General features: G+C 63.1%; 16 protein-coding genes and 1 tRNA gene. 11 read left to right on the top strand and 6 right to left on the bottom strand.

Annotated features, from left to right (window positions below):
- The first annotated feature begins 54 nt into the window (after positions 1 to 54).
- The 9 genes from tnpC (V5734_RS15010) to acnA all read left to right on the top strand — a co-directional run bounded on the left by tnpC (V5734_RS15010) (position 55) and on the right by acnA (position 12496).
- The gene (tnpC, locus tag V5734_RS15010) at positions 55 to 1596 is read left to right on the top strand and encodes an IS66 family transposase (protein WP_347313631.1); all 1542 of its coding nucleotides are present in this window, start codon (positions 55 to 57) and stop codon (positions 1594 to 1596) included.
- A 136-nt stretch (positions 1597 to 1732) separates the two neighbouring features.
- Entirely contained in the window at positions 1733 to 2239 is a 507-nt protein-coding gene (gene tnpA / locus V5734_RS15005) for an IS66 family insertion sequence element accessory protein TnpA (protein ID WP_347310006.1), read from the top strand.
- Positions 2236 to 2589 (top strand): IS66 family insertion sequence element accessory protein TnpB, encoded by a 354-nt coding sequence (tnpB, locus tag V5734_RS15000; RefSeq protein ID WP_347310007.1) that lies wholly within the window; start codon positions 2236 to 2238, stop codon positions 2587 to 2589. The genes tnpA and tnpB overlap by 4 nt, the downstream gene beginning before the upstream one ends.
- 72 nt (positions 2590 to 2661) lie before the next feature.
- Positions 2662 to 4203 (top strand): IS66 family transposase, encoded by a 1542-nt coding sequence (tnpC, locus tag V5734_RS14995; protein ID WP_347313631.1) that lies wholly within the window; start codon positions 2662 to 2664, stop codon positions 4201 to 4203.
- A 369-nt stretch (positions 4204 to 4572) separates the two neighbouring features.
- The gene (locus V5734_RS14990) at positions 4573 to 6171 is read left to right on the top strand and encodes a GMC family oxidoreductase (RefSeq protein WP_347310444.1); all 1599 of its coding nucleotides are present in this window, start codon (positions 4573 to 4575) and stop codon (positions 6169 to 6171) included.
- A 365-nt stretch (positions 6172 to 6536) separates the two neighbouring features.
- Complete coding sequence (locus tag V5734_RS14985) at positions 6537 to 7814, top strand: Bug family tripartite tricarboxylate transporter substrate binding protein (protein WP_347310443.1); 1278 nt, start codon at positions 6537 to 6539, stop codon at positions 7812 to 7814.
- A gap of 62 nt (positions 7815 to 7876) precedes the next feature.
- A complete protein-coding gene (locus tag V5734_RS14980) occupies positions 7877 to 8308 on the top strand; it encodes a tripartite tricarboxylate transporter TctB family protein (protein ID WP_347310442.1) in 432 nt (143 codons plus the stop codon).
- Positions 8309 to 8315: 7 nt separating this feature from the next.
- Positions 8316 to 9854 carry a tripartite tricarboxylate transporter permease gene (locus V5734_RS14975; RefSeq protein ID WP_347310441.1) on the top strand — a complete coding sequence of 513 codons (1539 nt, stop codon included), beginning with the start codon at positions 8316 to 8318 and terminating at the stop codon, positions 9852 to 9854.
- Between the two features lie 2 nt (positions 9855 to 9856).
- On the top strand, positions 9857 to 12496 hold the full coding sequence (acnA, locus tag V5734_RS14970) for an aconitate hydratase AcnA (protein WP_432759631.1): 2640 nt from the start codon (positions 9857 to 9859) through the stop codon (positions 12494 to 12496).
- Positions 12497 to 12526: 30 nt separating this feature from the next.
- Here acnA and V5734_RS14965 read toward each other — a convergent pair whose 3' ends face one another.
- The 5 genes from V5734_RS14965 to V5734_RS14945 form a co-directional block, all read right to left on the bottom strand.
- Positions 12527 to 13639 (bottom strand): GntR family transcriptional regulator, encoded by a 1113-nt coding sequence (locus V5734_RS14965; protein WP_347310440.1) that lies wholly within the window; start codon positions 13637 to 13639, stop codon positions 12527 to 12529.
- A 304-nt stretch (positions 13640 to 13943) separates the two neighbouring features.
- Positions 13944 to 14669, bottom strand: a complete 726-nt coding sequence (locus V5734_RS14960) for a transporter substrate-binding domain-containing protein (protein WP_347310439.1) — start codon at positions 14667 to 14669, stop codon at positions 13944 to 13946.
- Positions 14670 to 14802: 133 nt separating this feature from the next.
- On the bottom strand, positions 14803 to 15066 hold the full coding sequence (locus tag V5734_RS14955; protein ID WP_347310438.1) for a hypothetical protein: 264 nt from the start codon (positions 15064 to 15066) through the stop codon (positions 14803 to 14805).
- A gap of 151 nt (positions 15067 to 15217) precedes the next feature.
- Positions 15218 to 16048 carry an MBL fold metallo-hydrolase gene (locus V5734_RS14950; RefSeq protein WP_347310437.1) on the bottom strand — a complete coding sequence of 277 codons (831 nt, stop codon included), beginning with the start codon at positions 16046 to 16048 and terminating at the stop codon, positions 15218 to 15220.
- Positions 16017 to 17258: a hypothetical protein gene (locus tag V5734_RS14945; protein WP_347310436.1), complete on the bottom strand. Its 1242-nt coding sequence runs from the start codon at positions 17256 to 17258 to the stop codon at positions 16017 to 16019. The genes V5734_RS14950 and V5734_RS14945 overlap by 32 nt, the downstream gene beginning before the upstream one ends.
- A 66-nt stretch (positions 17259 to 17324) precedes the next feature.
- Between V5734_RS14945 and V5734_RS14940 the strand changes: the two genes are divergently transcribed.
- Together V5734_RS14940 and V5734_RS14935 are read left to right on the top strand one after the other, a co-directional pair.
- The gene (locus tag V5734_RS14940) at positions 17325 to 18077 is read left to right on the top strand and encodes a recombinase family protein (RefSeq protein ID WP_347310435.1); all 753 of its coding nucleotides are present in this window, start codon (positions 17325 to 17327) and stop codon (positions 18075 to 18077) included.
- Positions 18005 to 18949, top strand: coding sequence for a recombinase family protein (locus V5734_RS14935; RefSeq protein ID WP_347310434.1), 945 nt, complete (start codon positions 18005 to 18007; stop codon positions 18947 to 18949). Before V5734_RS14940 ends, V5734_RS14935 begins: the two co-directional genes overlap by 73 nt.
- Before the next feature lie 173 nt (positions 18950 to 19122).
- Here V5734_RS14935 and V5734_RS14930 read toward each other — a convergent pair.
- A tRNA-Glu gene (locus tag V5734_RS14930) sits at positions 19123 to 19197 on the bottom strand.
- Between the last annotated feature and the right edge of the window lie 65 nt (positions 19198 to 19262).

The following is a 19262-nucleotide window of genomic DNA, read 5'->3' as shown; positions in this document are numbered from 1 at the left end:
ACTCAGGGCGGTGATAGCGGCGCGGGATGAGCCTGCGGCATGGTACAATCGACCATGTCCATCGACCTTGCCAGCCTGCCGGACGACGTGGAAGCGCTGCACGCGCTGATCGGCGATCTGGTGCGCGAGCGGGACAGCGCGCGGGCCGAGGCGGAGGCCGAGATCGCGCGGCTGAGAGGCATTCTGAAGACGCTGCAGCGGATGCAGTTCGGCCGCCGATCGGAGCGCCTCGATCCCGATCAGCTGCAACTCGGGCTCGAGGACGTGGCCGCCGATCTGGTGGAGCTGGAAGAGGCCGCGGATCGCAATGAACGCCGTCCGGGCACAGCTGCACGTGGCAAGGATCAACGTCTCAGCCTGTCGGACCATCTGCCGCGTGAAGACCGTGTCGCCGATGTGGATGCGGAGGTCTGTCCCTGCTGCGGCGGGGCCCTGCACCTGATCGGCGAGACGGTCAGCGAAATGCTGGACCATGTGCCGGCGCAGTTGCGGGTCGTGCGGATCCGCCGGCCCAAATACGGTTGCCGGACCTGCGGGACGATCCATCAGGCCCCGGCGCCGGAGCGGCCGATCGCGAAGGGACTGGCAACACCGGCACTCCTGTCACATGTCCTGATCGGCAAATACTGTGATCACCTGCCGCTCTACCGGCAGAGCCAGATCTTCGCCCGCCAGGGGGTCACGCTGAACCGCTCGACGCTGGCGAACTGGGTGGCGGGCGCCGCCTGGTGGCTTGCCCCGATCCGGGATCGGATCGCCGATCACGTGATGGCGGCGGAACGGGTCTTTGCCGATGATACCGTGCTGCCGGTACTCGACCCCGGGCGCGGCCGCACCCGCACCGGGCGGCTCTGGGTCTATGCAAGGGACGACCGCCCCTGGGGCGGGAACGATCCGCCAGCGGTTCTCTATCGTTACAGTCCGGATCGGCGGGCCGAGCGGCCGGCGGCGCATCTGGAGCACTTCAGCGGCATTCTCCAAGTCGACGGCTATCCCGGCTTCGAACCGCTGGCCGCACGGCGCGACATCGTGCTGGCTGCCTGCTGGGCGCATGCGCGGCGGAAGTTCTGGGAGGTGCATCAGGCCACCGGATCGCCCATTGCGCAGGAGGTCCTGCGCCGGATCGCGGCGCTCTATGCGATCGAGGCGGAGATCAGGGGCGGATCCGCCGCGGGCCGGCAGGCCGTGCGTGACCACCGTGCGCGCCCGATCGTTGATGATCTGAAGCCCTGGCTGGAACTGCAGCTGCCACGCCTGCCACAGCGCAGTGGTCTTGCAGAGGCCATCCGCTATGCGCTCGCCCGCTGGCCGTCGCTCTGCCGCTTCCTCGACGATGGTCGGATCGACCTTGACACCAATACGGTCGAGCGTGCCATCCGCCCCGTCACGCTCGGCCGCAAGAATGCTCTCTTTGCCGGCTCCGACGGCGGTGCCGACAGATGGGCCACAATCACCACGCTGATCACCACCGCCAAACTCAACAATGTCGAACCGCAGGCCTGGATCACCGATGTCCTGCAGCGCATGACCGACGGCCATCCGATCAGCCGTGTCGATGATCTCTTGCCCTGGAACTGGCAGCCCAGTTCGAACTGACGCCGCGAAGTGTCAGAAATGGACGCTTACGAGCGGAATAGGGTGGCGAGTAAGCGTCCATTCGCCACACACTTGTCGTTGTTGGCAGATTTCCGATTTTCTTGGCTTCACGGTGTTGAAGCGAGAGGAGATCGAGATGTCGGAGGACGGGTGCCGCCGGGCGCGGTATGGCGAAGCGTTCTGGCGGGCGCATCACGAGGCCTGGAAGCGCGGTGACCTGAATCAGCGGGAATATTGCGAGGTGCAGTGCCTGTCGCTGAAGGCGTTCGGGAACTGGCGGGCGAAGTTCATGGCCGAACCTGAGGTGCCGGTGCGCAAGTTGCTCTGGCGGCGCGGCGGCGCAAGTCACACCCTAGGTCACAACCAGAGTCACACTCTTGGTCACACCGCAGGTCACATGACTTATCCCAGTTCGGAGGTGCCCGAGGTGCCGGCCGTGCCGCCTCTGCGTGACGGTCACCGCCGGCGTTTCAGCGATGTGCAGCGCGCTCGCATCCTGGCCGAAGCGGCCCGACCCGGTGCCAGCGTCTCCGAAGTGGCGCGCCGCTACGGCATCGCCCGGCGCGTGCTTTGCCGCTGGCGGCAGGAAGAGGCGGTGCGGTTCGTGGATGTCGAGATCGCCGATGGGGAGATGGCGCCATGACCTTGCTGCCTGCCGGCGTCAAAGTGCACCTGGCGTTTGGCTACACCGATATGCGGAAGGGGATGGACGGTCTGGCCGTGCTCGTTCAGGAAGTGCTGCATCAGGATCCGTTCACCGGGCATCTCTTCGTGTTCCGGGGGCGCAATGCCAGTCTCATCAAGATCGTGTTCTGGGACGGCACCGGCCTGTGTCTGTTCACCAAGAGGCTGGAGCATGGTGTCTTCGTCTGGCCGGCCAATATCGAGCCGGGACGGACGCTTTCTCTGACATCAGAGCAGCTCTCGCATCTTCTGGAAGGGATCGACTGGCGGGCGCCGGACCAGCGCTGGCGACCGGCGGCGGCGGGCTGAAAGACCTGCGGCGCATTGACTCAGGGCGGTGATAGCGGCGCGGGATGAGCCTGCGGCATGGTACAATCGACCATGTCCATCGACCTTGCCAGCCTGCCGGACGACGTGGAAGCGCTGCACGCGCTGATCGGCGATCTGGTGCGCGAGCGGGACAGCGCGCGGGCCGAGGCGGAGGCCGAGATCGCGCGGCTGAGAGGCATTCTGAAGACGCTGCAGCGGATGCAGTTCGGCCGCCGATCGGAGCGCCTCGATCCCGATCAGCTGCAACTCGGGCTCGAGGACGTGGCCGCCGATCTGGTGGAGCTGGAAGAGGCCGCGGATCGCAATGAACGCCGTCCGGGCACAGCTGCACGTGGCAAGGATCAACGTCTCAGCCTGTCGGACCATCTGCCGCGTGAAGACCGTGTCGCCGATGTGGATGCGGAGGTCTGTCCCTGCTGCGGCGGGGCCCTGCACCTGATCGGCGAGACGGTCAGCGAAATGCTGGACCATGTGCCGGCGCAGTTGCGGGTCGTGCGGATCCGCCGGCCCAAATACGGTTGCCGGACCTGCGGGACGATCCATCAGGCCCCGGCGCCGGAGCGGCCGATCGCGAAGGGACTGGCAACACCGGCACTCCTGTCACATGTCCTGATCGGCAAATACTGTGATCACCTGCCGCTCTACCGGCAGAGCCAGATCTTCGCCCGCCAGGGGGTCACGCTGAACCGCTCGACGCTGGCGAACTGGGTGGCGGGCGCCGCCTGGTGGCTTGCCCCGATCCGGGATCGGATCGCCGATCACGTGATGGCGGCGGAACGGGTCTTTGCCGATGATACCGTGCTGCCGGTACTCGACCCCGGGCGCGGCCGCACCCGCACCGGGCGGCTCTGGGTCTATGCAAGGGACGACCGCCCCTGGGGCGGGAACGATCCGCCAGCGGTTCTCTATCGTTACAGTCCGGATCGGCGGGCCGAGCGGCCGGCGGCGCATCTGGAGCACTTCAGCGGCATTCTCCAAGTCGACGGCTATCCCGGCTTCGAACCGCTGGCCGCACGGCGCGACATCGTGCTGGCTGCCTGCTGGGCGCATGCGCGGCGGAAGTTCTGGGAGGTGCATCAGGCCACCGGATCGCCCATTGCGCAGGAGGTCCTGCGCCGGATCGCGGCGCTCTATGCGATCGAGGCGGAGATCAGGGGCGGATCCGCCGCGGGCCGGCAGGCCGTGCGTGACCACCGTGCGCGCCCGATCGTTGATGATCTGAAGCCCTGGCTGGAACTGCAGCTGCCACGCCTGCCACAGCGCAGTGGTCTTGCAGAGGCCATCCGCTATGCGCTCGCCCGCTGGCCGTCGCTCTGCCGCTTCCTCGACGATGGTCGGATCGACCTTGACACCAATACGGTCGAGCGTGCCATCCGCCCCGTCACGCTCGGCCGCAAGAATGCTCTCTTTGCCGGCTCCGACGGCGGTGCCGACAGATGGGCCACAATCACCACGCTGATCACCACCGCCAAACTCAACAATGTCGAACCGCAGGCCTGGATCACCGATGTCCTGCAGCGCATGACCGACGGCCATCCGATCAGCCGTGTCGATGATCTCTTGCCCTGGAACTGGCAGCCCAGTTCGAACTGACGCCGCGAAGTGTCAGAAATGGACGCTTACGGTGGCGATCAGGCGGAACAGGGATTGGTCTGCTTTCGTCGACTTCGGTCGCGAAAACCCCGCATGCCGAGTTCTGGGGGATGGTTTTCGCCCAAGCCCGATTTGTTCGGCAGATCGACCAAAGCAGGGCGAGCGCATGACCGTCCCGACCAACGCGGGTCAGCTCAAACATCGCCCCGGTCGAACGGTGAGAACACCTCTTTGAGATAATTTCAGCTGACCGTCAGGTCGTCGCGCACGAAATTCGACAATGAATGTGCAATATCGTGACTTCTCTTGCGCTCGCTCCCGGTCATCCTGTCGGCGGCGCGAAACTTCTGGCGCTGCGGAGGGCACCTTATGCAGGATTTTGGGAAATTCGACTACGTCATAGTGGGCGCTGGTTCCGCAGGCTGTGTCCTGGCCAACCGGCTCAGCGAAGACCCAAAAGTACGTGTCCTGCTGCTCGAAGCGGGCGGCGACGACAATTACCACTGGATCCACATCCCTGTGGGCTATCTTTACTGCATCGGCAATCCGCGCACAGACTGGGGGTTCTCGACCGCCCCCTGCGACGGTCTTGGTGGCCGGTCGCTGATTTATCCACGGGGGCGGGTTCTTGGCGGATGCTCCTCGATCAACGGAATGCTCTACCTGCGCGGCCAGGCCGCCGACTACGACGGTTGGCGGCAAATGGGGAACACGGGTTGGGGCTGGGACGACGTCCTGCCGTATTTCATCAAGTCCGAGGACTACTACGCGGGCGAAAGCGACAATCACGGCGTCGGAGGTGAATGGCGGGTCGAGGAGCAGCGCCTCCGCTGGGAGATCCTGGATGCCTGGAAAGACGCCGCCATCGCCGCAGGTATCCCCGAGACCCGGGATTTCAACGCAGGCGACAATTTCGGGGTGAGCTATTTCAAGGTGAATCAGCGCAAGGGTTGGCGCTGGAGCACCGTGAAAGGGTTCCTGCGGCCGGCAATGGGCCGGTCCAACCTGACCGTCATGACCCACGCCCAGGCCGACCGGCTGATCCTGGAGGGCCGCCGCGCGACGGGCGTCCAGTTCCGCCGCGAGGGCATCCCCGCCAGGGTGACCGCGCGGCGCGAGGTGATCCTCGCCTCGGGCGCGATCGGATCGCCTCAACTCCTGCAGCTTTCCGGCATCGGGCCGGGCGCCCTATTGCGCGAACACGGGATCGACGTGGTCCACGATTGCCCCGACGTGGGCGCCAACCTGCAGGATCACCTGCAGATACGCTGCGCCTACAAGGTCACCGGCGCGAAGACGCTCAATACCATGTCGGCGACGCTCTGGGGTAAGGCGATGATCGGGCTGGAATACGCGCTGAAACGGACTGGCCCGATGTCGATGGCACCGAGCCAGCTTGGCGCCTTTGCCTATTCCCATGAGGGGGTGGCAACACCCGATCTCGAATACCACGTCCAGCCCGTCACGCTGGAAGCATTTGGCCAGGCGCCACATCGCTTTCCCGCGATCACCGCCAGTGTCTGCCACCTGCGCCCCGAAGCCCGCGGGCATGTCCGCATCACGTCACCCCATCCCACCACGCATCCCGAGATTCAGCCGAACTATCTTTCGACAGAGGGCGACCGCCTGACCGCGGCGCGCGCAATCCGGCTGACCCGAAAGATCATGGGCCAGGCGCCGCTCGCACGTTACCGGCCAGAAGAGTTCAAGCCCGGACCGGAGTTCCAGACGGATGCGGAGCTTGCAATCGGAGCAGCCAAAATCGCATCGACGATCTTTCATCCGGTCGGCACGGCGCGCATGGGTGCCGACGATCGCGCCGTGGTGACCCCTGATCTTCGGGTTCGGGGGGTTGATGGCCTTAGGGTGGTGGATGCGTCAGTCATGCCGCGCATCACGTCAGGCAATACGAACTCACCCACGATCATGATCGCTGAGCGGGCAAGCGACCTAATTCGCGGCAGGTGATACCCGAGCGAATCGGCGTCAGATGGACCCGAGTTATGTGGGACAGGGTGGTTTCGTAACGTCGATCGACGACGACCAGCTCAAGTGTTTGCAGAGGTCTGATCAGACTCAAGTGGATCGTAGACGGCGTCACCCAGCTCCGCGAGGCCAATGAGACCGAGACCGATCCCGACGAGATCGCGGACAACCTCCGCTTCATCGCTCTCGGCGAGGAAAAGCTCGCACTGGTCCGGAAGATCATGCCGGGGTGAACCGCCTGCTCAAAAACGTATGGCCCGTCCCGTCTGCAAGGAGTTTTTTTTATTGGCGCTGAGTTCGGTCGGCAAAAACGTATCCGGCATGTCGACCCACAGGCCGCCGCCAAGATGGAGAGGCTGATCGGGAACGACGCGGTGAGGGACGACCCTGCTGTGTGCTTCGAATCTGCCGGACACGTCACCATCGATAGAAACTTTAGCGGCCGATCCCAAAATACCAGCAGGTCTTGCCGGCATTCCCGGTCGCTTCGGCATGCTCAAGAATTTCGGGCGGCATCAACCTCTGTTGAGTTGTCTGCCAAATCAAAGATCCCGCCCAATCTATCTTTGCACTTTGGTGCGATATTGTGCAATGTTGGGGCGCGTCGATTCGACGTCGGATCGTCAAGGGAGGACTACATGATCAGGAATACTTTCCGCGCCACCGCACTCAGCATTGCCGCGATGTTTATCGTCGCAGCGCCTGCTTCGGCCGAATTCAAGCCCGAAAACCCCGAATGCATCGCGCCCGCAAGCCCAGGTGGCGGATGGGACTTCATCTGCCGCACCACGGCGAAATTCCTGTTTGATCTTGGCATCTTGGACAGCACGATGCAGGTCAACAACATGACCGGCGGAGGCGGTGGCGTGGCCTTTGCGCATGTCACCAAGGAGCGGGGAGAGGACAACAACGTCATCGTCGCAGCCTCGGTTTCCACTACCGCGCGTATCGCGCAAGGCATCTTTGAAGGCGCGACCAAAGACGACGTTCATTGGCTTGCGACCTTCGGTGCCGAATACGGCGTGATCGCCGTGGCCAAGGATTCTCCGTTCCAGACCCTCAAGGAGATGATGGATGCCATCCTGGCCGACCCGAAGTCCGTCGGCATCGCGGGCGGATCCTCCGTGGGCAGCTATGACCACATCAAACCGATGCTTCTGGCCAAGGAAGCCGGAATGGAAGACGTGCGTCAGCTGAAATACGTCGCCTTCTCTGGCGGCGGCGAAGCGATGACCGGCCTTCTGTCCGGCGCCGTTCAGGCGTTCTCGGGCGACTTCTCAGAAGCGCGCGGGTTCCTCGAATCCGGTGACATCCGTGTTCTGGCCGTGCTGGCGCCCGAGCGGCTCAAGCACTTCCCCGACCTGCCGACCGCGAAGGAACAGGGCTATGATGTGAACGGTGCCAACTGGCGCGGTCTCTACATGCCCAAAGGCGCGTCGGACGAGGCCAAGGCTTTCTGGAGCGACGCGATCAAGAAGATGACCGAGTCCCCGGAGTTCCAGAAGACCCTCGACGACGCGGCGATGGAGTCGTTCAACAACTTCGGCGCCGACATGCAGGCTTTCGTGGATCAGAACATCGCTGACATCACCGAGACATCGAAGTCCATCGGCATCATCAACTGACGATCGTCCGGACCGCTGAACTTGCTCGGCGGTCCGGTCTTACCTGGGGCGGGGAGGCTTCCATGAGTGACCGTATCTTCGGCGTCGTCGGTTTGGCGCTTTCGATCTTCTATTTCTGGGCCACGTCCATCATCGCCGACAGTTTCATGTCGGATGTAATCGGGCCCCGCACCTTTCCCTATATGGTCGGAGCAGTTCTTGCCATCAGTTCGCTGATTTTCATTTTGCGCCCCGACGCCGACCCGATCTGGCCGGCCTTCCGCGACCTTGCAGAAGTCCTGTTCGCCGGAGCGGTCCTCTTTCTCTATTGCTGGGCTCTGCCGGAACTGGGCTTTCTCATCGCCACGGTCTTCGCCACCGCCTACCTGACATGGCGGCTCGGTACGACGCCCCTGATGTCACTGGTCACGGGCGCAGCCACGTCCGGTGGCATCTACATCGTCTTTCACCTGATCCTTGGCCTGTCGCTGGCCAAGGGCCCGTTCGGTTTCTGAGGTTGTCATGGATACGCTTGCTTCTCTCGCCGATGGTTTCGCAGTCGCCTTTACCTTCCAGAATCTGCTTTTGGCGCTCCTGGGATGCTTTCTCGGAACGCTCATGGGGGCATTGCCGGGCCTCGGACCCGCCAACGGTGTCGCGATCTTGATCCCGATCGCCTTCTCTCTGGGCCTTGGGCCGGTCTCGGCCCTGATCCTGCTGACTTCGGTCTATTACGGAGCGATGTACGGCGGGCGGATCTCGTCGATCCTGCTCAACATCCCCGGTGACGAACCGGCCATGATGACGTGCTTGGATGGCTATCCGATGGCACAACAGGGCAGGGCAGGCGAAGCGCTGACGCTTTCCGGCATCGCTTCCTTTGTCGGGTCGTTCTTCGCCACTTGGGGACTGGTTCTGCTGGCACCTCAGTTAGTCAAGATCGCGCTTCTGTTCGGACCGGCGGAATACTTCGTTCTTTTCACGCTCGCCTTCGCCACGCTCGGCGGTATCTCTGCCGGAAACCAAGCGAAGTCGGCATTTGCCGCCGCGCTCGGCCTGGGCATTGCGATGATCGGGGCCGACAGTCAGACCGGCTCCGAGCGGTTCACTTTCGGCCATATCCACCTTTACGACGGGATAGATTTCCTGGTTGCCATCGTTGGCCTTTTTGCTTTGAGCGAGGTGTTCATCTTCCTGGAGCATCACCGCGGCGGTTCTGCCGCTTCAGTCGGCCAGATGAAGGTTGGTCGGCTGACGCCGGATTGGTCGGTGCTGCGTCGCTGTGTTCCCACCATGGGGCGGGCCACGATCATTGGCTTCCTGTCCGGCGTGCTGCCGGGGGCGGGGGCCTCTCTCGGGTCATTTCTGTCCTACTCGGTCGAGAAGTCGACCGTGGACCGTGAAGGCAAGACCTTTGGCAAAGGCGACCCCCGCGGCGTCGTCGCGCCCGAGGTCGGCAACAACGCGGCTGCGGGCGGGGCGCTGGTTCCGATGCTGGCGCTTGGCGTTCCCGGTTCGGGAACCACGGCGGTGCTTCTGGCGGTTCTACTGCAGCTCAACATTACGCCCGGACCGCTGCTGTTCACCAAGAACCCGGACATCGTCTGGGGCTTGATCGCGGCGCTCTTCATTGCCAACTTCATGCTCCTCGCGCTTAACATTCCCATGGTCGGGCTGTTCACTCGCGTGCTTCTCGTGCCGACGCGGATCCTGATGCCGGTGGTCGCCATGATCTCTTTCGTCGGGATCTACGGGATCACCGGGTCGACCTTCGACGTGATGCTGATGGTCGGGTTCGGATTGGCGGGCTGGGTCCTGCGCAAACTTGAGGTTCCGATGGTGCCGATCATCCTTGGCATCCTTCTTGGAAACGAGATGGAGGTAAACCTGCGTCGGGCGATGACCATTTCAGATGGTGATTGGTCGATACTCGTCGGCTCTCCATTGGCGATCATCCTTTGGATCATTGCGATCATCGGCTTCATCATGCCGATCATCCTTGGTGGGCGGCTGCGCCGTCGGATGGCGAACGCGCAGGACGAAGTCAGCGTAGGGGACTGAGGATGACCCGAGGGAAAGGCAGCAAAACAGACGGACACGGATTGCCGCGGCTGTCCGTGTCCGGCACTTCGGGGGCGATGGAGTGTATTGATCTGCGGGCAGTGCTCGGAGGCAGTCTCAACCGGCTGCCGCATGTTCTCCGTCTGCTGACCGAGAATCACCTGCGTGAGACAGGGATGGCGTCTGACGTGATTGCGGCCCTGGAGACTTGGCTTGGCGGCGGCCATCCCGATATGGAGTTCGCCTTCCGGCCGAACCGCATCCTGATGCACGACACGACCTGCACGCCCGCGCTTGCGGACGTCGCCGCGATGCGCGACGTACTTGCCGAAGCAGGGCATGATCCATCCGTCCTGACGCCAGACATTCCCGTCGAGGTCTCGGTCGATCACTCGCTCGCCGTAGATGCCTACGGGTCCAGTGTCGCGCTGGCGCAAAACACCGCCAACGAGATCGAACGCAACGCCGAGCGATACGCGTTCATGAAATGGGCGGCGCGCAACATGTCGACGCTGAACGTGAACCCGCCTGGTACCGGGATCATGCATACGATCAACCTTGAACAACTGGCGACGTTGGTGGTCGGGGAGGGCGGGCTTTGGCACCCTGACATGATGATCGGCACCGACAGCCATACGCCCATGATCAACGGCATCGGCGTGCTGGCCTGGGGGGTCGGCGGGCTCGAGGCCGAAACCGCGATGTTCGGGCAGGCCCTTTCGCTGGCTTTCCCCGAGGTCGTCGGCGTCCGCCTTTCGGGTCGGCTGCGGCCCGGCGTCCTTGCTACGGATCTCGCGCTGGAGGTGACGCATCAGCTGCGCCGGATCGGCGTGACCGGAGCCTTAGTGGAGTTCTTCGGAGAGGGGGCCGCGACGCTCTCTGCCGACGACCGCGCCGTGGTGGCAAACATGGCGCCGGAATACGGCGCCTCGACCGGATTCTTTCCGGCGGACAAGGAAAGCGTCGCCTACCTGCGCCGCACCGGGCGGCCCGATGATCTGCTGAACCGGATCGAACCGCTTTTCACGGCGCAGGGCCACTGGTTCGATCCAGCCGCACACCCCCGGTTCGATCGGGAGATCGACATCGATCTGTCGTCGCTTGCCCCGCTTGTGGCCGGGCCGCGCCGACCGCAAGACCGTCTGTCCGCATCGGCTACTGCAGGTGCTGTGGAACATGCCATTGGCCGCACTCTGTCGCCCGAGGAGGATGGCGTGCCGGACGGCGCGATCGGCATCGCAGCCATCACGAGTTGCACCAACACCTCGTCACCGCGGCTTTTGCTGGCCGCGGGGCTTCTTGCTCGGAACGCCGCCGCGCTAGGGCTGACGCCGCCCGATTGGGTGAAGACCTCGCTCGCGCCGGGGTCTCCATCGGCGCGCGACATGCTGGCCCGTGCCGGTTTGCTCGACGCGTTGGATGCGGCCGGTTTCAGTATTGTCGGATATGGCTGCACGACCTGCATCGGCAACTCCGGCCCGCTGCCAGACGTCGTCGAAAAGGCCTTGGCCGACGGCAAGGCTGTGGCCGCTGTCCTCTCGGGCAACCGGAACTTCCCCGGGCGGGTGCATCCGAAACTCGACCTCGGCTTCCTCGCCTCGCCGCCACTTGTCGTCGCCTTTGCGCTGCGTGGGGACGTGCGAGGCGATATCGTGACCGACCCGATCGGCCTGGATCGCGATGGCGAGCCTGTCACGCTGGTCGACCTCTGGCCGACAGATGCCGAGATCGATGCGGCGATGACCACAGCGATCGTCCCGCGGGATGTGCCGGCCTTGTTCCGCGAAGCGCGGCGCAATGCCGACTGGGCGGCGCTGCAGGCGCCCGAGGGCAAATGTTTTCCGTGGGATCCGTCGTCACGCGACCTGCGCCGCCCCGCTTTCGTGCAGAAAGATGCGCCTTCGCGACTTGGCACTTATGAGGCCGTCCCGCTGCTGGTGCTCGGTGATGACATGACGACTGACCATATATCCCCTGCCGGCTGGATTTCGCCCGACAGCGCGGCGGGTCAATGGCTGATCGAACGGGGAGGGGACTCGAGGGACCTTAACGTCTATGCCTCCTATCGCGGGAACTGGGAGGTGATGCTGCGGGGCCTTTTCACCAACAAGTCCGCAACGAACCACCTTGCCCACGACCTGCCGCCCGCGACGACCGTGCTTCATGACGGCTCGCGGCTGTTGGTGCACGATGCCGCGGCGCGGCTCGACGCCGAGGGGCGCGCACGCGTCATCCTCGCGGGTCATCGGTACGGCATGGGGTCGAGCCGCGACTGGGCCGCCAAAGGGGCCGCGCTGCTCGGCGTGAGTTCCGTGATCGCGCAGAGCTTCGAACGCATTCACCGGTCGAATCTGATCGGCATGGGCGTCCTGCCGTTGCAGATCGTCGATGGCTTCGTGCCCGCCTCTGCGGGGATCACGCCGCAGGACCTGTTTGTGGTGGACGTGGCGCCTGGCAGCCTGGTGCCGCGGCAAGAGGTTCCGGTTGTCTTGAAACGGGCGAATGGCGAGGAAACGGTGATCCAGACCGTGGCGGCTGTCGAGACGCAACAGGACGTCCGGCTGCTGAGGTCGGGCGGGGTCATCCCGTCAATCCTGCACAAGGCACTTGGCGAACAGATCGGGCGACGTGTATCCGCCTGAAGGCCTGCTCGAGGCGCATCGACGAAGCGATCAGGCCGGCGCCGCCGATCTTTCGTCCAATGCCCTGATAAGTTCGGCCTTTTCCGTTAGGGCGCCGGCCAAGTGTTTCTTCATCGAGAACGAGGCTTCCAGGATCTCACCCCGTTCGAGTAGCTCGAGGATCATTAAATGCTCCGTCGACTGCTGGATGAACCGCTCAGGCCTATAGGCGGCGCGGTACTCCAGCAGTCGCCGCATCTGGTTGGCCCGGACAAGCGCCGTATGGAAGTAGGGATTATTGGCGAACTTGATCAGTTCTTCATGGAAGTCCGCCCCGACGCTCAGCAATTGTTCTACCGGCAGGCGATCGATGTCCCTTTCAAGCATGCGTTTCTGTGCTGTCTTGAGTTCTTCCAGAAGGACTTTGTCAACGGTATATTCCGGAAGCAGCATGGCCGCAGGTTCGATTGCCATGCGGAACTGGTAGATCTGTCGGAAAGACTCGTTTGACTTGGCAACGTCCTGAAGCCGCCAGCCGTAACCCGGCTTTCGTTCGGCCCATCCGTCGCGTGAGGCGCGCGCCAGTATGTCCCGCACCTGGACCCGCGTCAGAGCGTATGTTTCGCGCAGGAATTTCTCGGTCACCTCTTCCGGCAAGCGGTCGTTCCGCCAGTCGTTCGCGATCCGCTGATAGGGGCCTTCCTGTTCCTGTTTCAGCGCTTCAGGGACGGCCGCCGCCACTCCTTCGGCCCGGTCAGCAACATAGAACCCGCGGTTGGTCTTCTGTTCGGCAAGTCCCGCCGTCTCGAGCAGCTTCAAAGCCTCTCGGATCGGCGAGCGTGACACACCGTAACGATCCGCCAACGCCTGCGCGCGCAGGTGCTCGCCTGCCGGCATTTCACGCGTCGCGATCTTCTGGGTGATGTCCTGAGCGATCTTCTCGGCGAGAAGGCTGGCTTTCATCTGATCATGCTCCCCTTGATCGTCGTGCAATTTTTTGCCGAAGTTGATCGCAAAATTCAATATACGGTGTTGTTGTGGTTCGAGCAGGTCATGGTGTCCTGCCTTACTTTGGCACTTTTCCAGCAACAAAGGCAAAGAAGGTTTGTGGCCGGGCGCGAGGAAGTGAAGCGCTCTTGAATGTCGCAACTGGTTCAGGACCATGGACGCCGGTCTGGTGCCCTCGTCCGGGTCGGCCCCGGGTGTCCGGCATTCATTTGCGCCACCGCAAGGGTGCAGTCACCAGGGTCCGAATGCGATCCGGCATACGGCGAATTTCGGCGCCGAATGCTCGTGTCCGGACGATCACGATCCCGCCGGTGCCGACCTGCCCCGCAAGCCCTGCACGCAGGCGGCCTCGGGTGTGTGGGCGGCTAAGTCAATTCGGGCAGTCATCGGGCGCGCCGGTCCGATTGATTTGGCATCGATTGCGGCGGCGGGGGGATTGGTCGTCCTTGCCGGGGATCGGTCAGGCAGGCTGGATGGCCGCGTCGCGGTCAACACCATGCCGCTCGAGGATATCGCCGACGCGGCCCGACCGTGCGAGATCGGTAAGGAAAGTCCTGAGGTGTGTCGCGGCGGGTTCACGTCCTTTTGGCATGGCCATGGCCTGCCGGATCTCCATGAAGGGGGGGCTGACTATCCGGGCACCGGGTCGCAGGGCGGCCTCCTTTTCCATCACGCTGCCGATTCCTGCGGCGGCCCTGACCTCTCCACTGTCGAGCGCGGCCAGCATGGCGTGAATGTCTTCGTACATGACCACATATTCGGCCCCTGGCAAACGCATCAGGGTCAGCGAGTAGGCTGATCCCACTACGGAACCGACTGGATCGCCCGAGGCCACGAGGTCGGCGGAGGTATCGTAGGGCGTGGCGGGCGCGGCAAGGTAGCTGCCCTCTATGCGGACATAGGGGTCTGTGAAATCGATCGTTTCGGCTCGCTTTGGGTCGACCGCGAGGAAACAGATGTCCCAGTCCCCACTGGTGACGGAAGAGGAGACATCGACAGCCCGTTCGTAGTGCACGAACTGCAGCGGAAGGTTCAGCGTCTCGGCCAGAGTGCGGGCGAGGTCGACGGTGATGCCTCGGGCCTCTCCGGTTTCGTCCCGCGACACGAGTACGCGGTTCCCATGGTTCACGGCCGCGCGCAGCGTGCCTGTCGGCGCATAGGCGGCACGAACTTCGTCAGGTATCACGCTTTCACCCCATTTTGCATAAAGACACTGATAAATGCAAAGTCGCCGAGGGGCAACGAGAATCGGGCCCTGGGCGGGCGGGGGAGTGGAAGGACCTGGTGGCAACGCTGCGAGCGCTGAGTTGCACGACCTGTCATCGAAGCGATGGTTCTTGTGCGGACATTCCGATGAAGACTGCCCCCCTGACGGACTCGGAATACCATCCAAGCCGCGTGATGATGTCGGTATTGTTGACCCCCGCGGCCAGCACCGAGAGCGCCACTTCGCCCGATCCCGGAACGGGTATCGAGACTCGTCTGTAGTCAAGCTTGTCATAGCCTCCCGTGCCGGTCGTCACGACCGCCATCATCTTACCTTCCGAGTCCCCCTTTGCGGTCCCGTCGCCCTTGTGCAGCATCCAATTGCTCCCGATCTGCCGCGTTGTCGTACGATAGCCGGAAAACCGAACTCCATCATGTGCCAGATTCGCTGTGACACTATCGAGCGGTCAATCGACGCGATCGGGTGGAAAGCGGCCTTTTGCGACGCGCACGACGACCATTCCTCTCTCAGGGCTGCCTTGCGGTGTAAGCTTGGCCCGGGGCAAGCGGAGTAAAACGGCCTGTGTCGATACCGGCAGCATTCAGGCTGCTTTGAAGCAGCTCGGCCGGTTCCTCCCGCGGCTCGTCGGTCAACTGGAACGTGCCCCAATGATATCCCAACGCCTGGTCCGCGCCGATATCAGCAAAGATGCGGACCGCCTCGTCCGGGGCTACGTGCTGCGCGGACATGAACCAGCGCGGCTCGTAGGCACCGATCGAAATCAGCGCGATCTCGGGGGAGCCATGGCGGACCCGGATGTCGCGAAAGATCGCGCCGTCGCCGTAGCCGGTATCGCCCGCGAACCAGATGCGCGTGTCGGGGCTCTCGATCCAGAACCCGCTCCACAGCGCCATGCGGCGATCGCGGATGCCACGCGACGACCAGTGATAGGCGGGAGTGAGCGTGACCGAGATCCCGGGTGCCAGCGTGATTCGATCATGCCAGTCTCCGGTCGAGATCTGCGCCCCTCGCACGGCCCGGCGAATCGTGGCATCGGTGCCCAGCGGCATCACCATATGAGGGCGGTGGCGCGACTGCAGCCAGCGCAAAGTCGCGGTGTCGAGGTGGTCGTAATGGTTGTGGCTGATCAGCACCGCGTCGATCGGGGGCAGGTGGTTGAATTCGATCCCCGGCGCAGTGACACGACGTGGGCCGGCAAAGCGAACGGGGCTGGCACGGTCGGACCAGACCGGGTCGGTCAACAGGTTGAGCCCGGCGACCTGGATCAGCATCGTGGCATGGCCCACCATGGTGATGCGCGCTTCGTCACTGCGCTCCGGCGGCACTGTCGGCGTCACGGCAACATGGCTGGGCCAGCGCGCCCTGTTCCCTTCGCGGTGCCACCTGAGCAGGTCGCGAAAGGAACGATCGGTAGAGGGTTGGCCGAAGGAATGCCGGATAAGGCGGCCTCGCGCGATCGAGCGACACCTTTGCTGAAAGGACGCAGCGATAAGCAGCCAGTTCGATGATGCCCAGTGCATGGTCGCGGATCAGTGCATGAGTGGGAATAGGATCATTCGCGAATACCGCTGAATAAGCGGTGTCGGCCAATGCTGCGAGGCCCTCGTTACTGCTGCTACGGGTCGCGCCGCCGTAAACGGCCGCCAACACACGATCAACAACATAAGCGTCGTCGAGGCCGACAAATCGATCGATGAGATGGACACCAAGCTCACGGCGATTTACCAACAGCGCGGCTAGAGCCTTCGTCGCCATGTCGCGGACAATCCGGTGACTGAGACTGGTGAGCCACGCGAGCGTGATCGCGGCAAGCCTGGCACGCTCGGGTTCAATAGGATTGTAACCATTGGTCAAAATCCATTGGATCAGTGTATCAATAGAATTGCCATCATCGGTCGCGATGTACGTGGCTCGCACTGACCACAATTCGTCCCGCTCCGGCATCGACATCGGGCGCAACCAACTGTCGAGATAATCCGCATTGAAGGCATTGCCGGGTTCGGTTGCGACCGCGATCAGGGTATCGAGCCAGAGATCGCCGTCCAGGTAGTCTGCGTGTTCTTCCAGCAGTTCCAGCGTGCGTTCGCTAAAGGCCTCTTGCCTTCGCCACAGCAGGCTGGTCCGGAAACCGGGCAGCAGGTCGTAGCTCGCGTTGATGTCATTAATGAGATCAAGCAGCTCGGTGCCGAACAGTTCAGGCAATTGTACGGCGAAGGCTTCGGCTATTCCGGCAAAACGATACGCGTTGGTTCCGACGACATATTCGCGAAGCGCTCCACCCGGTGAAAAGGCAGGCGCTGGATTGTCACCGGTTATTGCCGTGTCGAGGAGCGTGTGGGCGATCCGATGATCGCTCAATCGCTCAAAGGTGAAGCGAACTTGCTCCACCATCGTCGGTCCGTCGATCACCGGTTCAACAGTCAAGACGCCCACATTCTTCAGCTGGAAGAAGAGGCTCCGCTCGGTTTGGTTCTGTGAAGAGTGTAGCTCTTCAAGTAGCGCATGGGCCTCGGCCATTGGCAGATAGCCGCTGCGCGCCTCAACCATTGCTTGCGTTAGCCTCTCAAGGGCAGTCTCGACGATGCGGAGACGCGGGTACAGGCCCAGGGTGAGTTGGTCCGCATCCGCTGCGGCATCTATACCCGCAAATCCTCCGATGAAGGGCTGGAGCAGGAGTTCAACTCGCTCGATGCGCAGCGCGAGGCCTGCGAGGCCTATATCGCCAGCCAGCGCCACGAGGGCTGGGAACTGGTCCGGGAGCGTTATGACGATGGTGGCATCTCCGGCGGGCACCTTGAGCGGCCGGCTCTGCAGCGCCTGATGCAAGATGTGGACGAGGGCAGGGTGGAGCAGATCGTCGTCTACAAGATCGACCGGCTGACACGCTCGCTTGCCGACTTCGCCCGGCTTGTAGACCGGCTCGACGCGTCGAAGGCTTCCTTCGTCTCGGTGACCCAGTCTTTTAATACCGCAACCAGCACGGGGCGGCTGACGCTCAATGTACTTTTGTCTTTTGCACAATTCGAACGCGAGGTGACTGCCGAACGGATCCGCGACAAGATCGCCGCCTCAAAGAGGAAGGGGCTGTGGATGGGCGGCTATGTGCCTCTCGGCTACGATGCCGCGGGCCGGACATTGAACATCAATACAGCGGAGGCCGAGACGGTTCGGACGCTTTTCGCGATTTACGAGACGCATCGCGCGCTGCATCTCGCCGCTAAAGAGGCCCAACGTCTCGAGCTGATGTCGAAGCGCTACGTGACAAGTCGGGCCGTGACCAGGGCGGCCAAGAGATGTCTCGGGGGCATATCCACAAGATCCTCACCAACCCACTCTACATCGGCAAGGTCTGCCACAAGGGGGTGATCCACGAAGGCCAGCATCCCGCGATCATCGAGGTGGACCAGTGGGAGGAGGTACAGCAGGTCCTGCAAGAGCAATCGGCGATCCCACGGGGACAGAAGACATCCGGTCGACCCAGCGCGCCGCTGACCGGCAAGATCTTCGACGCGGAGGGCGCGCGGCTGACGCCAGTCCACACCCAGAAGCGGGGGCGACGCTACGATTATTACATCTCTCAGGCGCTGAAGACCGCTCCGGTTCCGCCGGACAGGACAACGGGCTGGCGGCTGCCCGCCAGGGCCTTCGAGGATCGTATCGCGGCAGCCGTCCGGCGCCATCTCCAGACTACTCTGATGCGGGACCTGGTGCCATTGGCGGAGGTAAAGCTGATCGCCGATGCTACCTCGGTGATCGCGGACGCGGGCACCGACCTGTTATCGATGATCGAACGCGTTGTGGTTGGGGCGGGTCGGCTGGCTCTCACGCTGTCGCGGAAGGATTTGGGACACGCCCTGAGTGTTCCGCCCGATCGTATAAACCCAAACAGCCTGCGCTTCGAAGCGCCGACCACGCTGCGCAGACGCGGCGTCGAAACCCGGCTGCTACTGGATGGCGATGTGCTTCCCCGCGACGAGACGCTGATTGCCAACATTGCCAAGGGGCACGCGATGCTCGACGACGTCACGGCCGGTCGAAGCTTCCAGGACATCGCCGAGGGCCATGGCGTGTCGGTCAAGCGGGTCCAGCAGATCCTCGAGTTTGCGTTCCTCTCGCCGCACTCGGTGCGGCAGATCATCGAGGGGCGGCAGCCCTCGTTCCTCACGGCCGACTGGTGCCTGAAGAATGATATCCCCGCCGATTGGAGCGCGCAGGACGCGCTCTTCCGCGCCGCCTGATCTTGCTCACTCCCAAACTGGAAATACGAAATCGGCGAAGAGAGACAGGCCGCGCATTTGCGCTCTCTGTGCGCCAGATTTGCGGTCTCCGGATTGAACCATGTCGCGTAAGCCACGGATGACGCGCGACAATACCCGGCCCGGGTCACATGTCTCCAAAATGGCGGGGTGTTTGGCAGCCCGTAGGGGAGTCGAACCCCTCTTTTCAGGTTGAAAACCTGACGTCCTAACCGATAGACGAACGGGCCACTTCTGGCGTGCGGCGGTGTTTAGGCCACGGGGCGGTGACTCGCAAGAGGGTTTTTTCAGATTT

The organism is Defluviimonas sp. SAOS-178_SWC (assembly GCF_039830135.1).
GTDB lineage: Bacteria > Pseudomonadota > Alphaproteobacteria > Rhodobacterales > Rhodobacteraceae > Albidovulum.
The sequence above is the reverse complement of the archived record's forward strand: the minus strand, read 5'-3'. Positions and strand labels throughout refer to the sequence as shown.